The sequence below is a fragment of the Embleya sp. NPDC059237 genome, from assembly GCF_042754105.1.
In the GTDB taxonomy this organism is placed as follows: Bacteria; Actinomycetota; Actinomycetes; order Streptomycetales; family Streptomycetaceae; genus Embleya.
Window position 1 is genome coordinate 33,452 of sequence record NZ_JBHZAE010000012.1, and the last position, 20,871, is coordinate 54,322.

The following is a 20,871-nucleotide window of genomic DNA, read 5'->3' on the forward strand; positions in this document are numbered from 1 at the left end:
TGATTCCCATACCGCAGGGACCCCGGACCCGCTCGACCCGCCCGGCGTGCGCGCCGGCGGCTCGGCGGGTCAGCCGAACGCCTCGCGCAACGATCGCAGCCCGGGGCGCAGCACCGCGTGTTCGAGTTCGCGCAGCAGCGGAAGTTGTTCGGCGGGTGTGCTCTCGAACCGGACCGACCAGACGACCAGGCACATCGTGCCGCCGGCGATCGATTCGAGCGCGAGCCGGCCGGACAGCGGCAGGCCGTCGAGCGTGCGATAGCGGTAGAAGTGCCCCGCCGCGTCGTGCTCGACCAGTCGTTCGCGGACTGTCGTACCGTCGGGTGTACGCAGCCGCCGCTCGTCCCCGGAGTGTTCCTCGACCGGCCACGGATGCCATGCGGACGGGTCCTCGAAGTCTCCTACCGCCTCCCAGATCCGGGCGGCCGGTACGTCGATCGCGGCGATGACGGAAAGCGTGGGCACGCGTGGCTCCTTCGGACTGTGCCCGCGACCGTACCCTTTCGGTCGAGATCGCGGGAGCCTTCCACGTTCTCTTCACAACCTGGCGCCCTCGCGCGCCGCGGTTTGCCACAGCCCGGACACGGGCCGGACACGGGGCGTTGCGGAGCCGGGCCACAGGAGTAATGTGCGCAGGACGCGAAGCCGGGGTATACAAGCGCTTCGCTCGGACCGGCGCGAGCCCGGCTCGCGCGCGGGCGCTCGGCGGACGCACGGGAGCTGTCTGGGGCCCAATCAGGAACGCACGCGAACAGCGACCCGTCGAGGTGACGGCATGACGCGGGTGCACGTTGCCGTTAATCGGGCAATATATGACATATCCTCTGGTCTCGGTACCGGCGGATTGGGGGTGAGAACCGTAGCTTCGCGACCCGATTCGAGCACTCCCGGAACCGACGGTTCGGGCGGCCCTGCCGACGACCTGCCCGGTATGCCCGGCGACACGTGTCCGGAACCCGCCGCCCTGGTCGAGGGACCCGACGCCGCCCGTCGACTGCACGCGATCATCCACCTGGCCAAGACGCTCGCCACGACCCACCACTTCTCCGAGGTGGTCCGCGTCTCGGCGGCCCAGGCACGCCTGGCGATGGGCGCCGCGCACGCCTCCATCTCGGTCTGGGAGCGGGACAGCGGCCGACTGCGGGTGCTGGTCAACGACGGCGAGCTGGCCGAAGGCGAGGAGCCGCTGCCGGCCGCGGAGACGTATCCGGTCACCGACTTCCCCGACATCATCGAGTCGGAGGGCTGGCCCACCACGTGGTCGCGGTGCGTGGACGACCCGGAGCACACACGCGACCCCGAGCGGGTCGCGGCGATGTTGCGCCGGGGGCGGCACGACTGCATGGTCGCGCCGATCATGGTCGAGGGCCGGGTGTGGGGCGAGCTGTATCTGGCCCGGCGGGCCGACCAGCCGCGCTTCGAGCCGGTGGACGCCGAGTTCGCGGGTGTGCTGGCCGCGCAGATCTCGGCCGGCCTGGCCCAGGCGGAACACTTCGAGCGGATCGAGAAGCTGGCCTTCACCGACCCGCTGACCGGTCTGGCCAACCGTCGCGCGATCGACGCCCGGCTGGACGAGGCGATGGCCCGGCACTACCGGGACGGCGTCGTGGTCAGCCTGATCGTCTGTGACGTCAACGGCCTCAAGCGGCTCAACGACGAACGCGGGCACGATGTCGGCGACCGCCTCCTGGAGCGTTTCGCCGACCAACTCTCCGCGTGCGGCGCGATGTTGCCTGGGGCGACCGCCGCCCGGCTCGGCGGCGACGAGTTCTGCGTACTGGTCGAGGGCTACCCGCCCGACGACGTGGTCGCGGTCGCCGAGGAACTGTGCCGCCGGGCGCTGCGCATGCACAACGGCGAGGGCGTGGCCTGCGGCGTCGCCTCCACCGGCGACCCGGTGGGCCCGGTGACCAGCGCGGACCGGCTCTTCCGACTCGCCGACGCGGCGCAGTACCGGGCCAAGGGCTCGCGCTCGACCCGCCCGGTGGTCGCCGGGCGCGGCCAACAGCCCGACCTGACCCTGTCCCTGGCCCGCGAGGCGCAGGACGAGGCGGAGGCCGAGGGCCCCGGCCCGCACCGTGACCGCCGCCGGTTCCGCGGCGCGCTGCACAACGCCGAGCCGGGCCGGCTGCTGGCCGCGGTACTCGCGGTCCTGGACGAGCGCGAACCCAAGAGCGTGCACCGGGCGGACACGCTGGGCCGCCTGGAGATCGTCGCGGACACCTTCGCCCGGATGCTGGACGGGGTGGCGTGGTGGGTGTCGTACCTGCCGCCCGGCGGCCGGGTGTTGCGCACGGTGCGCTATTCGATCCACCGGCTGACCGGTGTGCAGAGCGAGTCCGGGTCGCGCTACGACGCGGTGACCGCCGAATACGACCTGGCGCACTATCCGGCCACCGCCGACGCGGTCCAGGGCGGCGGCTTCGTCGCCGAACTCGGCGATCCGGGCACCGACCCGGCCGAGGAGGACCTGCTCCTGGTGGGCGGCTACAAGGCGATGGTCGCGGCGGGCGGGAGCAATGCGGCGGGCGGCTGGCTGGTGGAGATCTACGCCGACGACCTGAGCCTGAGCGTGACCGGGCTCGCCCCGGTGCTGCGCGCGCTGGTCGCGGTGGCGCTGACCGGCGGCGCGTCGCTGCCGGACTGACGCCGGGGCGGACCGGGGTGCGCGCGAGCGCTCGGAAGTGGTTCGGGAGTGCTCAGGCGGTCGTGGCGGGCTCGGACACCGTGATCCGATCCGGGAGGCTGTACACATTCGCCGAGCGGCCGCGCAGGAAGCCGACCAGGGTCACACCCGCGTCCGCGGCCAGGTCCACCGCCAGACCGGACGGCGCGGACACCGCGGCCATCACCGGCACCCCCGCCATCGCGGCCTTTTGGGTCAGCTCGAACGAAGCCCGCCCGCTGACCATCAACACATGCCCGGCCAGCGGCAGCCGCCCCTCGCGCAGCGCCCACCCCACCACCTTGTCCACCGCGTTGTGCCGACCCACGTCCTCGCGCACGCACACCATCTCGCCGGCGGCGGTGAACAGCCCCGCCGCGTGCAGGCCGCCGGTACTGGCGAACACCTTCTGCGCCGCGCGCAGCCGGTCGGGCAGCGTGTACAGCACCTCCGCGTCCACCCGCACCTCGTCCGCGCGCACGTCGAAGCGCGACATCCGGCGCAGCCCCTCGATGCCGGTGCTGCCGCAGATCCCGCACGCGCTCGACGTCCACACCCCGCGCATCAGGCCCGGATCCGGGGCCGGCACGTGCGGCGCGAGCACCGCGTCCACCACGTTGTACGTGTTGCGGCCCTCGTCGTCGGTGCCCGCGCAGTAGCGCATCGCGGCCAGGTCCTCGGCCGCGCCGACCACCCCCTCGGCCGCCAGGAACCCGGCGACCAGGTCGAAGTCGTCGCCGGGGGTGCGCATCGTCACCGTGACGGTGCGCCCGCCGAGCCGGATGTCGAGCGGCTCCTCGGCGACGAGCGTGTCGATCCGCGGTACGGGGGGCGCGTCGCCGCCCAGCCGTACGACCTTGTGGCGAGAGGTGACCCGACCCACGACCCTGCCTTTCCCTGGTGCGTTCCCGACGGTGTTTCCCCGACGCTCGCGCGCTTCGATCCGGATCGGATGCCCCGCGCGAACGTACGAACTCCTTCAGGCACGGTAGCCGCCCTGGCGTTGTCGCGATCCATGCACATAATGTTCGAGTGAATAACGATCTGCACAGCGCCCCCGAAGCAGCTCCCGCCACCGTCCTGATCGGCGAGGCCGGGATGTCCCCGAGGGACGTCCTCGCGGTCGCCCGCGCCGGCGCACGCGTCGAACTCGCCGAAAGCGCGATCAAGGCGATGACCGGCTCCCGGGCCGTCGTCGAAGGACTCGCCGCGCGCACCGAACCCGTCTACGGGGTGTCCACCGGCTTCGGCGCGCTCGCCGTCCGGCACATCAGCCCCGAACTGCGTACGCGCCTGCAGCACTCGCTGGTCCGCTCGCACGCCGCCGGGATGGGCCCGCGCGTCGAGGACGAGGTGGTCCGCGCGCTGATGCTGCTCCGGCTGAAGACGCTGTGCTCGGGTCGTACGGGCGTGCGGCCGGTCGTCGCGCGCACCATGGCCGCGCTGCTGAACGCCGGCATCACGCCGGTGGTGCGCGAATTCGGCTCGCTCGGGTGCAGCGGGGACCTGGCTCCGCTCGCGCACTGCGCCCTCGTGCTCACCGGCGAGGGCGAGGCGGCCGGCCCCGACGGCGAGGTGCGTCCCGCCGCCGAGCTGCTCGCCGCCGCCGGGATCGAGCCGATCGAGCTCAAGGAGAAGGAGGGTCTGGCGCTGATCAACGGCACCGACGGCATGCTCGGCATGTTGTTGATGGCCGGCGCCGACCTCGCCCGACTGTTCACCACCGCCGACATCACCGCCGCGATGACGATGGAGGCGCTGCTCGGCACCTCGCGCGTGCTCGACCCGGCGCTGCACGCCATCCGCCCGCACCCGGGCCAGGCGGCCAGCGCGGCCAACATGCTGCGGGTGCTCCAGGGCTCGGCGCTGACCGGGCACCACCAGGACGCCGCGCCGCGCGTGCAGGACGCCTACTCGGTGCGCTGTGCCCCGCAGGTGGCCGGCGCCGGCCGGGACACCCTGGCCCACGCGCTGCTCGTCGCCGACCGCGAACTGGCCGCCGCCGTGGACAACCCGGTGATCCTGGCGGACGGCCGGATCGAGTCCAACGGCAACTTCCACGGCGCCCCGGTCGGCTACGTGCTCGACTTCCTCGCCGTCGCGGTCGCCGACCTCGGCTCGATCGCCGAGCGCCGCACCGACCGGCTGCTCGACCCGTCCCGCTCGCACGGCCTGCCCGCGTTCCTCGCCGACGACCCGGGCGTCGACTCCGGCCTGATGATCGCGCAGTACACCCAGGCCGCGCTGGTCTCCGAGTGCAAGCGCCTGGCGGTGCCCGCCTCCGCCGACTCCATCCCCAGCTCGGCGATGCAGGAGGACCACGTCTCGATGGGCTGGAGCGCGGCCCGCAAGCTGCGCCGCGCGATCGACAACCTGAATCGCGTTCTGGCGATCGAGCTGACCACCGCCGCCCGGGCGCTGGACATGCGGGTGGCCGCCGGGGCCGGTGCGCCCGCGCCCGCGACCGCCGCGGTGGTGGCCGCGCTGCGGGCGAGCGGCGGCGAGGGAGTGGGCCCGGACCGCTTCCTGGCACCGGATCTGGAGGCCGCCGACGCCTTCGTCCGCGCCGGCGGTGTGATCGAGGCCGCCCGCTCGGTGGCCGGCGAGCTGAACTGATTCCCTGTCAGATCAGGCAGGATGACCTGATACCGCGGCCGGGACCGACGCAGGTCCCCGGCCGCGGCATCGGCGCGGACCGCGATCGGCCCGCGCCGGCCCGGGTCCGCGGCGGTACCCGGGCGACGTCCGAACAGCGAGGAGACATGCCGGTGGCCGACGACGACGCGAGCCCTTCCGCCCGCCTGCTCGCCCTGTTCGAGCGCCACCGGCTCACCCCCACCCAGCGCCGGATCGCGCACTGCCTGGTCCGGCACGCGGGCGAGGCGGTGTTCCTCTCCAGCGTCGAGGTGGCCCAACTCGCCGGGGTCAGCCAGCCCTCGGTGACCCGGTTCGCGGTCGCGCTCGGCTTCGACGGATACCCGGCGCTGCGCCGGCACCTGCGCGAGTTGGGCCTGCCGACCACGCCCGAGTCGGCCACCGAGGTGGACCGCAACGAGTACGTCGGCGCCGTGCACGCCGAGATCGCCAACCTGGCCCGGCTCGCGGATCAACTCGCCGACCCGGGCCCGATCGCGCGCGCGGCCGAACTGCTCGCGCCCTCGCGTCCGTTGGTGGTGCTCGGGCTGCGTACCGGGATGGCGCCCGCGCGCGGCTTCGGCTACTTCGCCGCCAAGGTGCTGCCCGAGGTCCGGGTCCTGGACGAGGGCGGCTCGCTGCTCGTGGACCGGCTCGACCAGGCCCGCGCGGCGGGCGCCACGGGCCTGCTGTGCTTCGCGCTGCCGCGCTACCCGAGGGAGTTGGGCGAGGGCCTGCGGGTCGCGCGCGACCTCGGCCTGAGCATCGTGACGGTCACCGACAGCCCGTTCGCCCCTGCGGCGGCGCTGTCCGACGCGGTCCTGATCGCGGGTGTCGGCTCGCAACTGGTCTTCGACTCGTACGGCGCCCCGATCCTGATGGGCCAGATCCTCCTGCAGGCCATGTGCGACATCGAACCCACCCGAACCCAGGCCAGACTCGAAGACTTCGAACGCCAAGCCGGCGAACGGGGCCTGTTCGCGACGTGAGCGGCGCAACGCATACGCGTTGTTCCATTCGCGACGTGTAGGCGGACAATCGCACGACCCGACTTGAGTACTCGTACTCAGGATCGAACCGGGGCGGCGCCCCACGATGGACAAATGCGTAACCGTGACGAGTTCTCCGAGGAAACCCGGCGCGCCGTGGCCCAGCTGCGGCGCGCCTTGTGGGTCTTGCCCCTGGTGCTGATCCTCGGCCTGGCCCTGCTCGCGCTGTGAGTCGGGCGGCGGCAGGCACCGCCCGATCACAGCCGCCGGACACCTGCCGCCCGATACCTGCCATCCGCCGCTTCGGCGCCCGGTACGTTGGCGCCATGACCGACCGCTCCCCCTCCCGCTCCCTCGTGCTCGCCTCGGCCTCCCCCGCGCGCCTGAAGCTGCTGCGCGACGCCGGGCTCGACCCCAAGGTCGTGGTCAGCGGCGTCGACGAGGACGCCCTCACCGCCGATTCCCCGCGCGAACTCGCGCTGCTGCTCGCCGAGGCCAAGGCCGACGCGGTCACCGCCGGGCTGACCGGCGACGAACTGGTCGTCGGCTGCGACTCGGTGCTCGAACTCGACGGCAAGGCGCTGGGCAAGCCCGCCGACGCTGCCGAGGCACTGGTGCGCTGGCAGTCCATGCGCGGACGCGCGGGTGTACTGCTCACCGGGCACTGCGTGATCGACCGCCGCACCGGCCTGCGGGTGTCCGAGGTGGCGGCCACCACGGTGCGCTTCGGCACCCCCTCCGACGCGGAGGTGGCCGCCTACATCGCGACCGGCGAGCCGCTGCATGTCGCCGGCGCGTTCACCCTCGACGGCTACGCGTCACCGTTCGTGGACGGCATCGACGGCGACCCGGGCAACGTGATCGGCCTCTCGCTGCCACTGCTGCGCCGCCTCCTGAACGACGTGGGCGTACGAATCGTCGACCTCTGGAGCTGACCCTCGACGGCGCCCCGGGACGACCCACCCGACGGCCTCCGCACGCGGACGGCCGCCCGGGCCGACCCGACCGCGGGCACCGCATCGGGAACCATCCGCCAAGCCGGCCACCGCACCGGGACGACCGCCGGAGCCGGCCCGCCCGACAAGCGCCGCATGTGCCCGACCGCCGGAACCGGCCCACCTCCGGGCACCCGCTCGTGCGTGACCGCCCGGGCCGACCCGCCGATCCCCGGCCCCGCCTTCGTCAGGTGTCCGGCCCGTCGGTTCGGTTCAGGTCGCGGCGGACCGGGCCCGGGCCCAGGTTCGGCAGGCCGGGCGACTGCGGGTGGTGCGGGGTGCCGGCGCCGGGCTGCTGCGGGAGATACCCGTCGGCGCCCGACTGCGGGGTCGGCCCGGCCGGTTGGTCATAGCCGCCCGGCTGGTGCAACGCGTGCGGTTGGCCGTAGCCGCCCGGCTGTTGCGGCAGATACGGCTGCGGGGCCGATTCGGCGTAGGCGTTCGGCGCCCACGGGCCGCCGCCGCCCACCGGCGCGCCCACCGGGCCGGGACCGGGACCGGGACCGCGCGGCGGAGGCGGCGCGGGGGTGCCGCGCATCCCGGCGAACATCGCGAGCGGCAGCGCGATCGCGGCGAGCACCAGGAGCGGCAGCGGTACCCCGCCGGGCTTCTTCGTCAGCCACTCCACCCAGCCGTAGTCCGCCGACGCGGCCTGGAGATCCGGCCACACCGGCCCGCACGCGGCGCCGAGCCCGAACGCCGCGATCGCCGCCTCCGGCCGCAGACCGCCGATCACCACGCCGATCGCCGCCGCACCCGCACAGCGCACCGCGAGCTGGTGTCCGGACCCGGCCGCCGGGCCGATGAACTCGGCGAGGACGAGGGCAAGCGCCGCGAGGCCGATCGCGTACGCCCCGAACAACCGCGCCGCCACCGCCCCCACGACACCGGCGACCACGAGGCCGAGCAGCCACGGCACGTATTCGCCCGGTCCGTCCAGGCCCAGGCCCGGATTGGCCTGCGTGCGGTCCCACGCGAACAGCGCGGCCGGGAAGGCGGCAAGACCGACCGCCATCGCGAGCAGCGCGCCCGCCACCGAGCGCACGCCGTCCACCCGATAGGTCAGCACCGCCGCGACCAGGCAGCCGGCCAGCGCGACCACCGGCCACAGGCCGAGCACCCTGGGCTTGTCGTCACCCATCACCACGGTCGCCGCGGCCACCCCGACCCCGGCCAGGCCGAGCAGGAACACCCCGCCCTGGGCCCCGCCCTCGGACTCCTGCCAGCCCCGCCCGGGCGGCACCAGGACCCGGCCGGTGGGCAACAGGATCAGCAACCAGGCGAACGCGGCGAGCGGCAACCAGGTCTGCAGGCCGGCCCCCGACTCCCACATCGGCTCCAGCACGTCGCGCCCGCCGAGCACGAACAGCAGCGGCACCGCCGCCGCGAGGGTCCCCGCGAACGCGGCGTTCAGCGGCGCCTGATGGCGCGGGACCGCGAGGTGGATCCACAACACCACCCCGACCAGCACCTGGACCGCGAAGCCGAACCGCAGCAGATACACGAAGCCCAGCCAGCGCGCGTGCGAACCGTCGTAGTGGGCCGCGATCGGGTCGAGCGCGGTGGTCAGCGCGGCGCCGGCCAGGCCGATCGTCAACACGCCGCCGACCGCGCCCCGGCGGTGGGTGAACACACTGTCGGTGAGCCCGATCCCGCCGATCACCAGCGGTACGGCCCACGGCAACAACACCGCGACCAGGTCCCATACCGACCACGACCCGCCGCCGGCGTCCATCGGCGTCGGCGCCGCGCCGTAGGCGGCCGGATCCGCGGCGGGCGCGGCGGGCGTCGCCGGATCCAACCCCGCCCGGAGCAGCACCAGCGCACCTGTGGTGGCGAGCACCACGAGCAGCGCGCCCGGCACCCACTCCAGCGACAGTCGACCCACCGGTTCCGGGCGCCGCGCGCGGCCCTCCGCGAATCCGGCGCCGGCCTCGTAGGCCTTGCGTACCACCCCGCCGGCCATGGCCGTCTCCCCCTGGTCGTGTGGGTGCAGCTTAGGGAAGAAGCGACCCCGCCCGCTCCCGAAGCGGACACCCCGAACCCCGCTTTTCGAATCCGCCGGAAATCCCTCGGACCACCCGCCCCCACGACCCGCGCCGCGCCCGTGGACCCTCGGCCATTACCTCCGAGGGAATCGACCGCCCTCTCCGCGCCCGGCACAGTCGTCGATGTCGGCACACGACCCTGGAGGACCCGATGAGCACGCAGTCCCTGAACCCCACGTTCGCGACCGGCGGGCCCGGCGACCGTGTCCGCGGTGACACCAACCTGTTGCGGCTCGCGCTGCGGCTCGACGCGATCGCCACCGGCGCGGTCGGACTCGCCGCGCTGGCCGGCTGCGCCTTCCTCGACGGCGCCCTCGGTCTGCCCACCGCGTTCCTGGCCGGCCTCGGCGCCTTCCTGGTCCTGTACGCGGTGGGCGTCTGGCTGATCGGCGGCTCCGACACGCCGCACCGCACCGCCGTACGTGCGGTGATCGGCCTCAACCTGGTGTGGTTCGCGGACAGCGTGGCGATGGCGATCACCGGCTGGTTGGACCCGACCACCCTCGGCACCACGCTGATCGTGCTCCAGGCCGTCGCCGTCCTGGGCTTCGCCGACCTGCAGATCCTGGGCCTGCGCAAGGCCCGCACGTCGCTCCGGTGAGGGAAGTGCGCGGGGCCGGCGGGCCGAACCGGACACGTCGCGCCGAACTCGCGGCCCACCGCGTACGGTCGGGTCCCATGAGTTCGGGATCCACGACCGTCGCCGGCGATCGCTCCGCCGGCCCCGCCGCCCGGCGTACCGGCGGCGAGCTGATCCGGCACTGGCGCCGGCACCGGCGTCTGAGTCAGTTGGAACTGTCCGTGGAGGTCGCGGTGTCCACCCGCCACCTGAGCTTCATCGAGACCGGTCGCGCGGTGCCCAGCCGGGACATGGTGCTGCGACTGGCCGAGTATCTGGACGTGCCGCTGCGCGAACGCAACCGCATGCTGCTGGCCGCGGGGCACGCGCCGGAGTACCACGAGAGCCGCCTGGACGCGCCGGAGCTGGACCCGATGCCGGCGGTGCTGCGGCAGATCCTGGTCGGGCACGGCCCGTACCCGGCGGTGATCGTGGACCGGGCGTGGAACATCGTCGACGCGACGCCGAGTATCGCGATGTTCGTCGAGGGCGTCGCCCCCGAACTGCTCACCGAGCCGCTGAACGCCTACCGGATCAGCCTGCACCCGCGGGGGCTGGCACCGCGGATCGTCAACCTCCCCCAGTGGCGCGCGCACCTGCTGCACCGACTGCGACGCCAGGTCGCGATCACCGGCGATCCGCTGACCCGGGAGCTGTACGACGAGGTGAGCGGCTATCCCGGCGGCCAGGGCGACGAGCCGCCGCCCGGGGCCGGTCCGGGCGCGCCGGCCATCACGATGGGCATCCGGCACGGCGGGGAGGTGTTGTCCTTCGTCAGCACGGTGGCCACGTTCGGCACCGCGGTGGACATCACCGTCGCCGAGTTGTCGATCGAGTCGTTCTATCCGGCGGACAAGCACACCGGCCGGCTCCTGCGCGAGTGGTTCGGCGACTGACACGGGCCCGCCGGACTCGGCCGGGTCCGCGCGGCGCGCCTCACGGGCGGAGCCGGCAACCCCAGACGTCGGCGGGGGGAGTCTGCGGATCCGGTCGCCACTCGCCGAGCATCGACCAGTCCCAGGAGCGGAACGCGGCCAGGGCGGCGTAATTGTCCCGCGGCACCCGCACCGCGGCGAAGCCGGCGTCGGTGCCGGCGAGCAACCTCTCCCGCATGCGCCCGGCCAGGCCCTGTCGGCGGTGCTGCGGGACGACCATCAGGTCGACGATCACGAACACCTTCCCGGCCGCGGCCGATTCCGCGACGTCCACGGGCAGTTCGCCGTGCAACCCGGTCCACCAGCCGCTCGCCGCGCGCGGCGGGAACCCGTAGGTGCAACCGGCCGCGTCGCCCCCGCCGTTCGCAACGACCATCTCGAAGCCGGGTTGTTGGATGTGGTCGGCGAAACGCCGCAGGAATTCGGGGCGGCCCGACGGATCCCCGCCGTAGGTCTTGACGTATGTATCCGCGACGCTTTCCCGTTGCTGATCGGCCTGCCAACGGGTCAGCCGGCGCAAGAACACCTCTGCCACCACAACCTCCCGTCCAGGCATCGGATGCCTCGGACCTTCACATCGTGGCAGCCTGCCCCGCTCGGGGGAAACACCGTGCGGCAAAACCCGCTCGTCCGGGTCGTTCGCACACCTGCGGTCCGCGGCCGGGCGGTCCGCCCCTTTTCCCCGGTTCCACCGTTTCGCCCGCCCCGAGCCGGCCGGACTCGTAGCCTGCGCACGAGGGACGGCGAGGAGAGGGCGGATGAGCCGAGACGTACGGGAACCGGGCAACGCGTGGGACATGTGTGCCGAGGGTCACGACGACCACGAATGGGTGTACCAGTACGGCCCGGACGGGCCGGCCGGCAATCCGTGGGCCAAGGCGTGCAAGCACTGCGGAAAAATGGCGGGGGCAAACGTACCCGAAAGCGGACTCCTCGGGCGATCCACGGGCGGCGACTGTCTGGGCGGCTGACCCACCCGCCCCCTAAACTGAAACACGTTCCAGATACACCCGGGCACGAGCACCGGCCTGGTCCGGAGTACGTTGACCCCACCGGCAACGTGGCCGGCAGCTCCATCGCAGGCCATGCAGCCGGCGGGTTGCCGTACCCATGAGGACGTGGGGCGGCGGATCGTGCCCGCCCCCGAATCCCTAGACTCTCCGCAGTTGAGGAGGGAGCCAGATCGTGCGCAAGGTACTCATCGCCAACCGTGGGGAAATCGCGGTCCGCGTCGCCCGAGCATGCCGGGATGCCGGTATCGCCAGTGTGGCCGTCTATGCCGAGCCGGACCGGGATGCTCTGCACGTGCGGGTGGCCGACGAGGCCCACGCGCTCGGCGGGAACACTCCGGCCGAGAGCTACCTGGACGTGGCCAAGGTGTTGGGGGCCGCCCGGGACTCCGGCGCGGACGCCATCCACCCCGGGTACGGATTCCTGTCGGAGAACGCGGAATTCGCCCAGGCCGTGCTGGACGCGGGCCTGACCTGGATCGGGCCGCCGCCGCAGGCGATCCGCGATCTCGGCGACAAGGTGGCCGCCCGGCACATCGCCCAGCGGGCCGGCGCGCCCCTGGTCGCCGGCACCCCGGACCCGGTCTCCGGCTCCGCCGAGGTCGTCGAGTTCGCGAAGGCCAACGGCCTGCCGATCGCCATCAAGGCCGCGTTCGGCGGTGGCGGGCGCGGGCTGAAGGTGGCCCGCACCCTCGAAGAGGTCCCGGAGCTGTACGACTCGGCGGTGCGCGAGGCGGTGGCCGCGTTCGGCCGCGGCGAGTGCTTCGTCGAGCGCTACCTGGACCAGCCGCGGCACGTCGAGACGCAGTGTCTGGCCGACACCCACGGCAACGTCGTGGTCGTGTCCACCCGCGACTGCTCGCTCCAGCGCCGGCACCAGAAGCTGGTCGAGGAGGCGCCCGCGCCGTTCCTGACCGACGAGCAGAACGCCGAGCTGTACCGCGCGTCCAAGGCCATCCTCAAGGAGGCCGGCTACGTCGGCGCCGGGACCTGCGAGTTCCTGGTCGGCAAGGACGGCACGATCTCCTTCCTGGAGGTCAACACCCGGCTCCAGGTCGAGCACCCGGTCACCGAGGAGGTCACCGGCATCGACCTGGTCCGCGAGATGTTCCGGATCGCCGACGGCGAGGAGCTGGGCTACGACGACCCGCCGCTGCGCGGGCACTCGTTCGAGTTCCGGATCAACGGCGAGGACCCGGGTCGCGGCTTCCTGCCCGCCCCCGGCGAGGTCACCACGTGGCTGCCGCCGTCCGGTCCCGGTGTGCGGCTGGACTCGGGCGTCGAGCAGGGTTCGGTGATCGGCCCCGCGTGGGACTCGCTCCTGGCCAAGCTGATCGTCACCGGTCGCGATCGCAAGCAGGCGCTCCAGCGGGCCAAGCGCGCGTTGGACGAGTTCGTCGTCGACGGCATGGCGACCGCGCTCACCTTCCACCGCGAGGTGGTGGTGGACCCGGCGTTCGCGCCCGAGCTGGGCGGCTCGACCGAGCCGTTCACCGTACACACCCGGTGGATCGAGACCGGCTTCGAGAACACCATCGCCCCGTTCGGCGGCGGCGCGGGCGCGGCCGACGAGGCCGCCGAGCGCGAGACCGTGGTCGTCGAGGTCAACGGTCGACGGTTCGAGGTCACCCTCCCGGCGGGTCTGGGCGCGTCCGGCGCGGCCCCGGCCGCGGCGAAGAAGGCACCCAAGCGCGGCGGCGCCAAGAAGGCCGGCGCCGCGGCGAGCGGCGACGCGCTGGCCAGCCCGATGCAGGGCACCATCGTCAAGGTCGCCGTGGAGGAGGGTCAGCAGGTCGCCGAGGGCGAGCTGATCGTCGTCTTGGAGGCCATGAAGATGGAACAACCACTCAACGCGCACCGCGCGGGCACGGTCAAGGGCCTGGTCGCGGAGGTCGGCGCGACGGTCACCTCCGGCGCGGTGCTCTGCGAGATCAAGGACTGAACCGAATCAGGGACCGAGCCGGGTCACGGACCGAGCCGGATCGGGAACCGAACCGGATCGGCGAGTGAGCCGGATCGAGCACCGACCCCGGTCGGACCCGAGCCGCATCGCGTCCGAGCCCGGGTCGAGCGGGACCGAACACCGAGCACCATCGAACACCCGTCGGGATCCCATCCGATCCCACGCATCGCGATCGCCCCCGTGTCGAAACCCTCGGCGCGGGGGCGATCGCGTCCGTGGGGTGATCGGGCCGTCGGCCCGCGTGCTGCGCGCCATGCCGTCGGTGCCGCGGGCTCGACCCGCGGTGTGCTGCCCGGGGGGCGCCGGGCGAGGCGGCACGTGGTCTTGGATCGCTCGCTCACTGGTCGGGCATCACCCCCGGGACGCGCATGTCGCGCATCCGCTCCCCGTTGAACTCCGCGCGGGCGCCGGGAACGGCCCGTTGCGGAAGGGGGGCGATGTGCACCTGCGCGCCCAGCTCGGCCAGCGCCTCGCTCTCCGGGCCGGGGGCATCCTCGTCGGTGACGAGGTGCGTGATCCGCTCCGGGGCCACCGTCTGGAACATGGTGTCCACACCGATCTTGGTGTGGTCGACCATGACGACGACCTCGTGCGCGGCCTGGATCAGGGCCCGGTCCACGCTCGCGGACAACATGTTGGGGGTGGACAGGCCACGCTCGGCGGTGAGCCCGTTGCCGGACACGAACGCGCGACGCACGCGCAGACCCGCGAGGGCCTGCTCGGCACCGCTGCCGACCAGCGCGTAGGACGACCCGCGCAGCGTGCCGCCGGTCATCACGACCTCGACCCGATTGGCGTGGGCGAGTACCTGCGCGACCAGGAGGGAGTTGGTGACCACGGTCAGCCCGGGGATCCGGGCCAGCCTGCGGGCGAGCTCCTGCGTGGTGGTGCCGGCGCCCACGACGATCGCGTCCCCCTCGTCGACGAGGGAGACCGCGAGGTCGGCCATGGCCGCCTTCTCCGCCGCCGCGAGGTGGGTCTTTTGCGAATAGCTCGGCTCACGGGACAGCCCACCGGGCAGTACCGCTCCACCGTGCCGACGGTCGAGGAGCCCTTCGGCTTCCAGGGCCCGCACGTCCCGCCGAACCGTCACCTCGGACGTCTGGACCACCCGGGCGAGTTCCCGTAGGGACACCGCTCCGTTGGCCCGCACCATTTCAAGAATCAGTTGACGACGCTCTGCTGCGAACACGTGACGAAGGTAACGCGAACGACCGGCTCTTATCAGCCGGTTGCGACTCTTACCCGAACTTGTTCATCGAAGTGATAAGAGTGCTTCGGTTTCCGGGCGCAGCGAAGCCACAGCGTTCGGGAGGGCCAACCATAACGCTGTTCACCGGGTGTCGGATAGCGCTGATGTACAGAGATTTTGCTGCTCCATACAGATTTTGACGGCGCGTCAGCCGGACTCGACGCATGGCGAACACACCGCGAGGCGGCGATCACACCCGGTCCGATTCGAGTATGCGCGGCGACCACGGCGCACATCGGATGTTCGAGAAAAGCCACCCGTAAGTGGAGTACACGGGAGCGTGGAATCCGAATTCCGCGCGCCCCCCGTGCGCCGGAGGCCGCGCCCCCCGAGTTACCGATCTTGAACTCGGGGGCCACCCGACGAGTACGGCGCCGATAGTGATCGGCCCGACCTCTCGGGGCGGTTCGACAGATTTTGCGGGTTTCGCGGATTCGGCGCAGACCGGGTCAGGAGCGCTCGCGCCGGTGCAATTGCCGGGCGGCCTCGGCGATCGAACCCGAAAGCGACGGGTAGACGGTGAATGCGCTGGCGATCTGGTCGACGGTCAGGTGCAGATCCACCGCGAGCGCGACGGTGTGGATCAACTCGCTCGCGCGCGGCGCCACGATCACGCCGCCGACCACGATGCCGGTACCGGGACGGCAGAACAGCTTCACGAAACCGTCGTGGATGCCCTGCATCTTCGCGCGCGGGTTGCGCGACAGCGGCAGTTTCACCCCGCGCGCGTCCATCTCGCCCGCGTCGATCGCGGCCTGGGTGTATCCGACCGTAGCGATCTCGGGGTCGGTGAACACGTTCGAGGACACGGCCTTGAGGTTCAGCGGGGCCACCGCGTCGCCCAGCATGTGGTACATCGCGATCCGACCCTGCATCGCGGCCACCGAGGCGAGCGCGAACACACCGGTGCAGTCGCCCGCCGAGTAGACCCCGTTGGCCGTGGTCCGCGAGACCCGGTCGACCCGCACGTGTCCGGTGTCCTTGAGAAAGACGCCGGCCTCCTCCAGACCGATGCCCGCGGTGTTCGGGATCGCGCCGACCGCGACCAGGCAGTGGCTGCCCTCGATGATCTGCCCGTCGGTCAGGGTGACGATGACGCTGTCCCCGTCCCGCTTGACGCTCTCCGCGCGCGAGCGGGACATCACCCGCATGCCGCGCCGGCGGAACACGCCCTCCAGCACCTCGGCCGCGTCCGGGTCCTCGCCCGGGAGCACCCGGTCGCGGCTGGAGACGAGGGTCACCTTGGAGCCCAGCGCCTGGTACGCGCCGGCGAACTCGGCGCCGGTGACGCCGGAGCCGACCACGATCAGCTCGCGCGGCAGCTCCGACAGGCCGTACATCTGCTTCCAGTTCAGGATCCGCTCGCCGTCCGGCTCGGCGCCCGGGATCTCGCGCGGGTGGGCGCCGGTGGCGATCAGAATCGCGTCCGCCTCCAGCGTGCGCTCGCCGCCGTCGGCCAGGTCGGCCACCACGCGGCGCGGCCCGTCGAGGCGGGCGGTGCCGCGCAGCACCCGCACGCCGGCGCGCGTGACGCCCTGCGCGATGTCGTTCGACTGCGCCTTGGCCAGCTGCAACACCCGCCGGTTGACCACGCCCAGATCCACGCCCACGATCGGGCGGTCCAGCGTGCCGGGGGTGCCGTCGTCGACATAGATGCCGAGCTCGTGATGCGAGTCGGCGAAGTTCGTCATGACCTCGGCCGTGGCGATCAGAGTCTTGGACGGGACACAGTCCGTCAGTACCGCCGCACCACCCACGCCTTCCCGCTCTACCACCGTCACCTCGGCTCCGAGCTGTGCCGCGACCAAAGCCGCCTCGTATCCGCCGGGTCCTCCGCCTACGATCACAATCCGAGTCACGGGTGTCATTCTCTCCCATGACCGCGCGTCGCGTAGGCTGCGGCCATGCCCCTCTACGCCGCGTACGCAAGCAACCTCGACGCGCGGCAGATGGCCCGGCGTGCCCCGCACTCACCTCTGCGCCACACCGGTTGGCTGCCCGGCTGGCGGCTGACCTTCGGCGGCGAGCAGTTGGGGTGGGACGGATCGCTGGCCACGGTCGTCGAGGACGAGATGTCCCAGGTGTTCGTCGCGCTCTACGACCTGGCCGAGATGGACGAGCCCGACCTCGACCGCTGGGAGGGCATGCCACTCGGCCTGTACCGCAAGGTCCGGGTCCGGGTGGAGTCGCTGTTCGGCGAACAACTCGCCTGGCTGTACGTGCTCAACGACTACGAGGGCGGCCTGCCCTCGGCGCGCTACCTCGGCATGGTCGCCGAGTCCGCGGAGTCGGCCGGCGCCCCCGACGACTACGTCAAGGAACTCCGCAACCGCCCCTGCTCGTAGCCTGCGGCGGGGCGCTGTCGCGTCTTTGCCCGACCGTCACCCGCCCGCCCCGAAGGAGCCCGAGCGTGCGCATCGGTCCGAGTCCTCGGCAGCGGGTCACCTCCGTGTTGCTCGGTGCCGGCGCCCTGGCGGTCGTCGCCTTGGCCTTCGCCCTCCGGCCCGCGTGGGGCATCACGATCGTGGTCGCGCTCTACTACTGTGTCCGGCTGCTGCTGCGCGGTCTGGGCCGGGTCACCGTGGACGCGTACGGCGTGGACGTGCGCCGCGTCGGCGTCGCGCAATACGCGTGGCGCGAGATCACGGCCGTGCGCGAAGAGCGCTGCCGCGGTTCGCGCGAGGTGCGACTGCTCCTGATCGACGGGCGTGCCGTGCGCCTGCCCGCCCCCCGGACCGGTCGCATCCTGCACGATCCGGACTTCGACGCGAAGGCGGCGTCGATCAAGGCGGCCTGGACCGCCGCACTGGGGCTACCCCCGGCCGAGCCGCGTCCGGTCGCCGATCGGGGCTGAAACACCGCGCAAGGTCCGGGTCACCGTGCCCACCGCGTGCCGCACCACCTGAACGGACGTATCGGCTCGTATCCGCGCGATTCCTCCCCCGCTGTCATTGCGGTCGTATCACAGTCTTCTACGCGCATAGACCCCGGCCGCGCCGTTCACAGGTGCAGCATTTACGCTCATCGATGTGAACGTATTGGATAGCCACGACCCGTACACGGCCGCCGCCGAGGCCGCCGAAAGCCTGCAGCGGATCACCGGTGCCGCGACGCACGACATCGCGCTCGTCATGGGCTCTGGCTGGGTGCCCGCCGCCGACATGCTCGGCGACCCGGAACACGAGTTCCCGGTCACCGCGCTGCCCGGCTTCCCGCCGCCCGCCGTCGAGGGCCACGCCGGCACGGTCCGCTCGCTGGTCATCGGCGACCGCCGCGCGCTGGTGTTCCTCGGCCGCACCCACCTCTACGAGGGCCGGGGCGTCGCCTCGGTCGCCCACGGCGTGCGCACCGCGGTCGCCGCCGGCTGCAAGGCCGTCGTGCTGACCAACGGCTGCGGCGGCCTGCGCCCGTCGTTCGTGCCCGGTCAGCCCGTACTGATCAGCGACCACATCAACCTCACCGCCGCGTCACCCATCGTCGGCGCCAACTTCGTCGATCTGACGGACCTCTACTCGCCGCGGCTACGCGCGTTGTGTCGCGAGGTCGAGCCCGACCTCGAAGAGGGCGTGTACGTGCAGTTCCCCGGCCCGCACTACGAGACCCCGGCCGAGATCGGCATGGTCCGGGCGATCGGCGGGCACCTCGTCGGCATGTCCACCACGATCGAGGCGATCGCCGCGCGCGAGGCCGGCGCCGAGGTCCTGGGCATCTCCCTGGTCACCAACCTGGCCGCCGGCATGACCGGCGAACCGCTCAACCACGAAGAGGTCCTGGCCGCCGGACGCGCGTCCGCCGAGCGTATGGGCCGCCTGCTCACCCAGGTCCTGCCGCGCATCTGAGCGTGTGGGTCCGCCGGCCCGTGCGGACCCTTCCCGATCCCCTCCCGATCCCTTCCGCACCGAGGAGTCCGTGTTGAGCGACGTCATCGAGATCGCGCGCGCCTGGCTGGCCGAGGACCCGGACCCGGACACCCGGGCCGAACTCGAAGCGTTGCTCGATTCGGACGACCGGGAGGCTCTCGCCGACCGTTTCGCCGGCCTGCTCCAGTTCGGCACCGCCGGGCTGCGCGGCGAATTGGGCGCCGGGCCCAACCGGATGAACCGTGCCGTGGTCATCCGCGCGGCGGCCGGCCTGGCCGGCTACCTCAAGAGCGTGTACGTCACCGACACCGCCGCGCCCGCCGCGACCCGCAACGCGGTGGTGATCGGGTTCGACGCGCGGCACAAGTCCGACGTGTTCGCCCGGGACACCGCCGCCGTCATGGAGGCCGCCGGGCTGCACGCGCTGCTGTTGCCCCGGCCGCTGCCCACCCCGGTGCTCGCCTACGCGATCCGGCATCTGGGCTGCGTCGCCGGCGTGATGGTCACCGCGAGCCACAACCCGCCGCGCGACAACGGCTACAAGGTCTACCTCGGCGACGGGTCGCAGATCGTGCCGCCCGCCGACGCGGAGATCGCCGCGCACATCGCCGCCGTGCACTCCCTGGCCGATGTACCGCTCGCCGAGGACGGGTGGGAGACGCTGAGCGAGGCGGTGATCGACTCCTACCTCGACCGCGCGGTGTCCGTGGTCGACCCGGCCGGACCGCGCGACGTGCGGATCGTGCACACCGCGATGCACGGCGTGGGCACCACCGTGATGCTCGGCGCGTTCGACCGAGCGGGCTTCGCCGACGTCCGCACGGTGCCCGAACAGGCGGACCCGGACCCGGACTTCCCGACCGTGGCGTTCCCCAACCCGGAGGAGCCCGGGGCCATGGACCTGGCGTTTCGCACCGCGCTCGCCCAGGACGCCGACCTGGTGATCGCCAACGACCCGGACGCCGACCGGTGCGCGGTGGCGGTCCCGGACCCGGCCGCGACGGACGGCTGGCGGATGTTGCGCGGCGACGAGGTGGGCGCGCTGCTCGGCGCCGAGGTGGCCCGCCGGGGAACCGACGGCGTGCTGGCCACCACCATCGTGTCCTCCTCGCTGCTCGGCGCGATCGCCCGGGACAACGGCATCGTGTACACCGAGACGCTGACCGGCTTCAAGTGGCTGGCGCGGGTGCCGAACCTGGCGTTCGCGTACGAGGAGGCGCTGGGCTACTGCGTCGACCCGGCCGGGGTGTGCGACAAGGACGGCGTCACCGCCGCGCTGATGCTGGCCGAACTCGCGGCCGGCGCCAAGCGGGACGGCCGCACGCTGCCCGCGCTGCTGGACGAGATCGCCACCCGCTACGGCCTGTACGCGACCGACCAGTATTCGGTGCGGGTGGATCGCCTCGACCTGATCGCCGACGCGATGCGACGCCTGCGTACCGAGCCGCCGCACACGCTCGGCGGCCTCGCCGTGGTCGGCGTCGACGACCTGCTGAACCCGCCGGCAGCCGACCTGCCGCCGACCGACGGCCTGCGCTACACGCTGGCCGGGGACGGTGCGGACCTGCTCGCGGGTCGGGTGGTGGTCCGCCCGTCCGGAACCGAGCCCAAGCTCAAGGCGTATCTCGAAGTCGTGGTCGACCCGAAGCGGATCGCCACGATCGGCGTGGCGGCCGCCCGTGCGGCGGCGGACGCGGCGTTGGCGGCCCTGAAGCGGGACTTGGCCACGACGCTGGGCATCTGAGTACGGACGTTTGATCGAACCACCGGCGAACGGGCCGGTGGACATGCGTGGGGCGGGGGCCCCGATCCGCGGCCCCCCCCCCCCCAGGTCCACCCCCCCCCCGCCCCCCCCCGGCAGCGGGAGTACTTGGGGACCGGGTTGGTGGGGCCCCAGGGGC

19 protein-coding genes are annotated in these 20,871 nt (G+C 72.7%); 13 read left to right on the forward strand and 6 right to left on the reverse strand.

What is annotated here, in order from left to right:
* Positions 1-69 precede the first annotated feature (69 nt).
* Positions 70-465 (reverse strand): SRPBCC family protein, encoded by a 396-nt coding sequence (locus ACFXKZ_RS32325; protein ID WP_380005113.1) that lies wholly within the window; start codon positions 463-465, stop codon positions 70-72.
* Between the two features lie 466 nt (positions 466-931).
* On the opposite strand from ACFXKZ_RS32325, the gene ACFXKZ_RS32330 reads away from it, so the two are divergent.
* Positions 932-2,647: a diguanylate cyclase domain-containing protein gene (locus ACFXKZ_RS32330; RefSeq protein ID WP_380005115.1), complete on the forward strand. Its 1,716-nt coding sequence runs from the start codon at positions 932-934 to the stop codon at positions 2,645-2,647.
* A 52-nt stretch (positions 2,648-2,699) separates the two neighbouring features.
* On the opposite strand, the gene fdhD is transcribed toward ACFXKZ_RS32330, so the two are convergent.
* Positions 2,700-3,548: a formate dehydrogenase accessory sulfurtransferase FdhD gene (gene fdhD, locus ACFXKZ_RS32335; RefSeq protein ID WP_380005117.1), complete on the reverse strand. Its 849-nt coding sequence runs from the start codon at positions 3,546-3,548 to the stop codon at positions 2,700-2,702.
* A 197-nt stretch (positions 3,549-3,745) separates the two neighbouring features.
* Here fdhD and hutH point away from each other — a divergent pair, with 197 nt between their 5' ends.
* The 4 genes from hutH to ACFXKZ_RS32355 all read left to right on the forward strand — a co-directional run bounded on the left by hutH (position 3,746) and on the right by ACFXKZ_RS32355 (position 7,223).
* Positions 3,746-5,281 carry a histidine ammonia-lyase gene (gene hutH / locus ACFXKZ_RS32340; RefSeq protein WP_380005579.1) on the forward strand — a complete coding sequence of 512 codons (1,536 nt, stop codon included), beginning with the start codon at positions 3,746-3,748 and terminating at the stop codon, positions 5,279-5,281.
* A gap of 146 nt (positions 5,282-5,427) precedes the next feature.
* Complete coding sequence (locus tag ACFXKZ_RS32345) at positions 5,428-6,288, forward strand: MurR/RpiR family transcriptional regulator (RefSeq protein ID WP_380005119.1); 861 nt, start codon at positions 5,428-5,430, stop codon at positions 6,286-6,288.
* Positions 6,289-6,402: 114 nt separating this feature from the next.
* Entirely contained in the window at positions 6,403-6,519 is a 117-nt protein-coding gene (mmpB, locus tag ACFXKZ_RS32350) for a morphogenic membrane protein MmpB (protein WP_380005121.1), read from the forward strand.
* Positions 6,520-6,614: 95 nt separating this feature from the next.
* A complete protein-coding gene (locus ACFXKZ_RS32355; protein ID WP_380005123.1) occupies positions 6,615-7,223 on the forward strand; it encodes a Maf family protein in 609 nt (202 codons plus the stop codon).
* Positions 7,224-7,470: 247 nt separating this feature from the next.
* On the opposite strand, the gene ACFXKZ_RS32360 is transcribed toward ACFXKZ_RS32355, so the two are convergent.
* The gene (locus tag ACFXKZ_RS32360; RefSeq protein ID WP_380005125.1) at positions 7,471-9,249 is read right to left on the reverse strand and encodes a hypothetical protein; all 1,779 of its coding nucleotides are present in this window, start codon (positions 9,247-9,249) and stop codon (positions 7,471-7,473) included.
* 233 nt (positions 9,250-9,482) lie between these two features.
* Here ACFXKZ_RS32360 and ACFXKZ_RS32365 point away from each other — a divergent pair, with 233 nt between their 5' ends.
* Together ACFXKZ_RS32365 and ACFXKZ_RS32370 are read left to right on the forward strand one after the other, a co-directional pair.
* On the forward strand, positions 9,483-9,932 hold the full coding sequence (locus ACFXKZ_RS32365) for a hypothetical protein (RefSeq protein WP_380005127.1): 450 nt from the start codon (positions 9,483-9,485) through the stop codon (positions 9,930-9,932).
* Between the two features lie 77 nt (positions 9,933-10,009).
* On the forward strand, positions 10,010-10,846 hold the full coding sequence (locus tag ACFXKZ_RS32370) for a helix-turn-helix domain-containing protein (protein WP_380005129.1): 837 nt from the start codon (positions 10,010-10,012) through the stop codon (positions 10,844-10,846).
* Between the two features lie 40 nt (positions 10,847-10,886).
* Here ACFXKZ_RS32370 and ACFXKZ_RS32375 read toward each other — a convergent pair whose 3' ends face one another.
* Positions 10,887-11,420: a GNAT family N-acetyltransferase gene (locus ACFXKZ_RS32375; protein ID WP_380005131.1), complete on the reverse strand. Its 534-nt coding sequence runs from the start codon at positions 11,418-11,420 to the stop codon at positions 10,887-10,889.
* 223 nt (positions 11,421-11,643) lie between these two features.
* Between ACFXKZ_RS32375 and ACFXKZ_RS32380 the strand changes: the two genes are divergently transcribed.
* Both ACFXKZ_RS32380 and ACFXKZ_RS32385 read left to right on the forward strand, forming a co-directional pair.
* The gene (locus tag ACFXKZ_RS32380) at positions 11,644-11,856 is read left to right on the forward strand and encodes a hypothetical protein (protein ID WP_380005133.1); all 213 of its coding nucleotides are present in this window, start codon (positions 11,644-11,646) and stop codon (positions 11,854-11,856) included.
* 214 nt (positions 11,857-12,070) lie between these two features.
* Complete coding sequence (locus ACFXKZ_RS32385) at positions 12,071-13,837, forward strand: acetyl/propionyl/methylcrotonyl-CoA carboxylase subunit alpha (RefSeq protein ID WP_380005135.1); 1,767 nt, start codon at positions 12,071-12,073, stop codon at positions 13,835-13,837.
* Between the two features lie 358 nt (positions 13,838-14,195).
* Here ACFXKZ_RS32385 and ACFXKZ_RS32390 read toward each other — a convergent pair whose 3' ends face one another.
* Positions 14,196-15,014 carry a DeoR/GlpR family DNA-binding transcription regulator gene (locus ACFXKZ_RS32390; RefSeq protein ID WP_020552647.1) on the reverse strand — a complete coding sequence of 273 codons (819 nt, stop codon included), beginning with the start codon at positions 15,012-15,014 and terminating at the stop codon, positions 14,196-14,198.
* Between the two features lie 545 nt (positions 15,015-15,559).
* Positions 15,560-16,978 carry an NAD(P)H-quinone dehydrogenase gene (locus ACFXKZ_RS32395; protein ID WP_126637467.1) on the reverse strand — a complete coding sequence of 473 codons (1,419 nt, stop codon included), beginning with the start codon at positions 16,976-16,978 and terminating at the stop codon, positions 15,560-15,562.
* A gap of 36 nt (positions 16,979-17,014) precedes the next feature.
* Between ACFXKZ_RS32395 and ACFXKZ_RS32400 the strand changes: the two genes are divergently transcribed.
* The 4 genes from ACFXKZ_RS32400 (at position 17,015) to ACFXKZ_RS32415 (ending at position 20,714) form a co-directional block, all read left to right on the forward strand.
* On the forward strand, positions 17,015-17,455 hold the full coding sequence (locus ACFXKZ_RS32400; RefSeq protein WP_126637468.1) for a gamma-glutamylcyclotransferase: 441 nt from the start codon (positions 17,015-17,017) through the stop codon (positions 17,453-17,455).
* 65 nt (positions 17,456-17,520) lie between these two features.
* Entirely contained in the window at positions 17,521-17,964 is a 444-nt protein-coding gene (locus ACFXKZ_RS32405) for a PH domain-containing protein (RefSeq protein ID WP_380005139.1), read from the forward strand.
* Positions 17,965-18,139: 175 nt separating this feature from the next.
* On the forward strand, positions 18,140-18,949 hold the full coding sequence (locus ACFXKZ_RS32410; protein WP_380005141.1) for a purine-nucleoside phosphorylase: 810 nt from the start codon (positions 18,140-18,142) through the stop codon (positions 18,947-18,949).
* Between the two features lie 70 nt (positions 18,950-19,019).
* Positions 19,020-20,714, forward strand: a complete 1,695-nt coding sequence (locus tag ACFXKZ_RS32415; RefSeq protein ID WP_380005144.1) for a phospho-sugar mutase — start codon at positions 19,020-19,022, stop codon at positions 20,712-20,714.
* The last annotated feature ends 157 nt before the right edge of the window (positions 20,715-20,871 follow it).

What these genes read in the sequence shown, in the direction of transcription:
- ACFXKZ_RS32365 (WP_380005127.1), top strand. Translation starts at nt 9,483, where the DNA reads ATGAGCACGCAGTCCCTGAACCCCACGTTCGCGACCGGCGGGCCCGGC.
- ACFXKZ_RS32390 (WP_020552647.1), bottom strand. Translation starts at nt 15,014, where the DNA reads ATGGTGCGGGCCAACGGAGCGGTGTCCCTACGGGAACTCGCCCGGGTG.
- ACFXKZ_RS32360 (WP_380005125.1), bottom strand. Translation starts at nt 9,249, where the DNA reads ATGGCCGGCGGGGTGGTACGCAAGGCCTACGAGGCCGGCGCCGGATTC.
- ACFXKZ_RS32330 (WP_380005115.1), top strand. Translation starts at nt 932, where the DNA reads ATGCCCGGCGACACGTGTCCGGAACCCGCCGCCCTGGTCGAGGGACCC.
- mmpB (WP_380005121.1), top strand. Translation starts at nt 6,403, where the DNA reads ATGCGTAACCGTGACGAGTTCTCCGAGGAAACCCGGCGCGCCGTGGCC.
- ACFXKZ_RS32355 (WP_380005123.1), top strand. Translation starts at nt 6,615, where the DNA reads ATGACCGACCGCTCCCCCTCCCGCTCCCTCGTGCTCGCCTCGGCCTCC.
- ACFXKZ_RS32400 (WP_126637468.1), top strand. Translation starts at nt 17,015, where the DNA reads ATGCCCCTCTACGCCGCGTACGCAAGCAACCTCGACGCGCGGCAGATG.
- ACFXKZ_RS32370 (WP_380005129.1), top strand. Translation starts at nt 10,010, where the DNA reads ATGAGTTCGGGATCCACGACCGTCGCCGGCGATCGCTCCGCCGGCCCC.
- ACFXKZ_RS32345 (WP_380005119.1), top strand. Translation starts at nt 5,428, where the DNA reads ATGCCGGTGGCCGACGACGACGCGAGCCCTTCCGCCCGCCTGCTCGCC.
- ACFXKZ_RS32380 (WP_380005133.1), top strand. Translation starts at nt 11,644, where the DNA reads ATGAGCCGAGACGTACGGGAACCGGGCAACGCGTGGGACATGTGTGCC.
- ACFXKZ_RS32395 (WP_126637467.1), bottom strand. Translation starts at nt 16,978, where the DNA reads ATGACACCCGTGACTCGGATTGTGATCGTAGGCGGAGGACCCGGCGGA.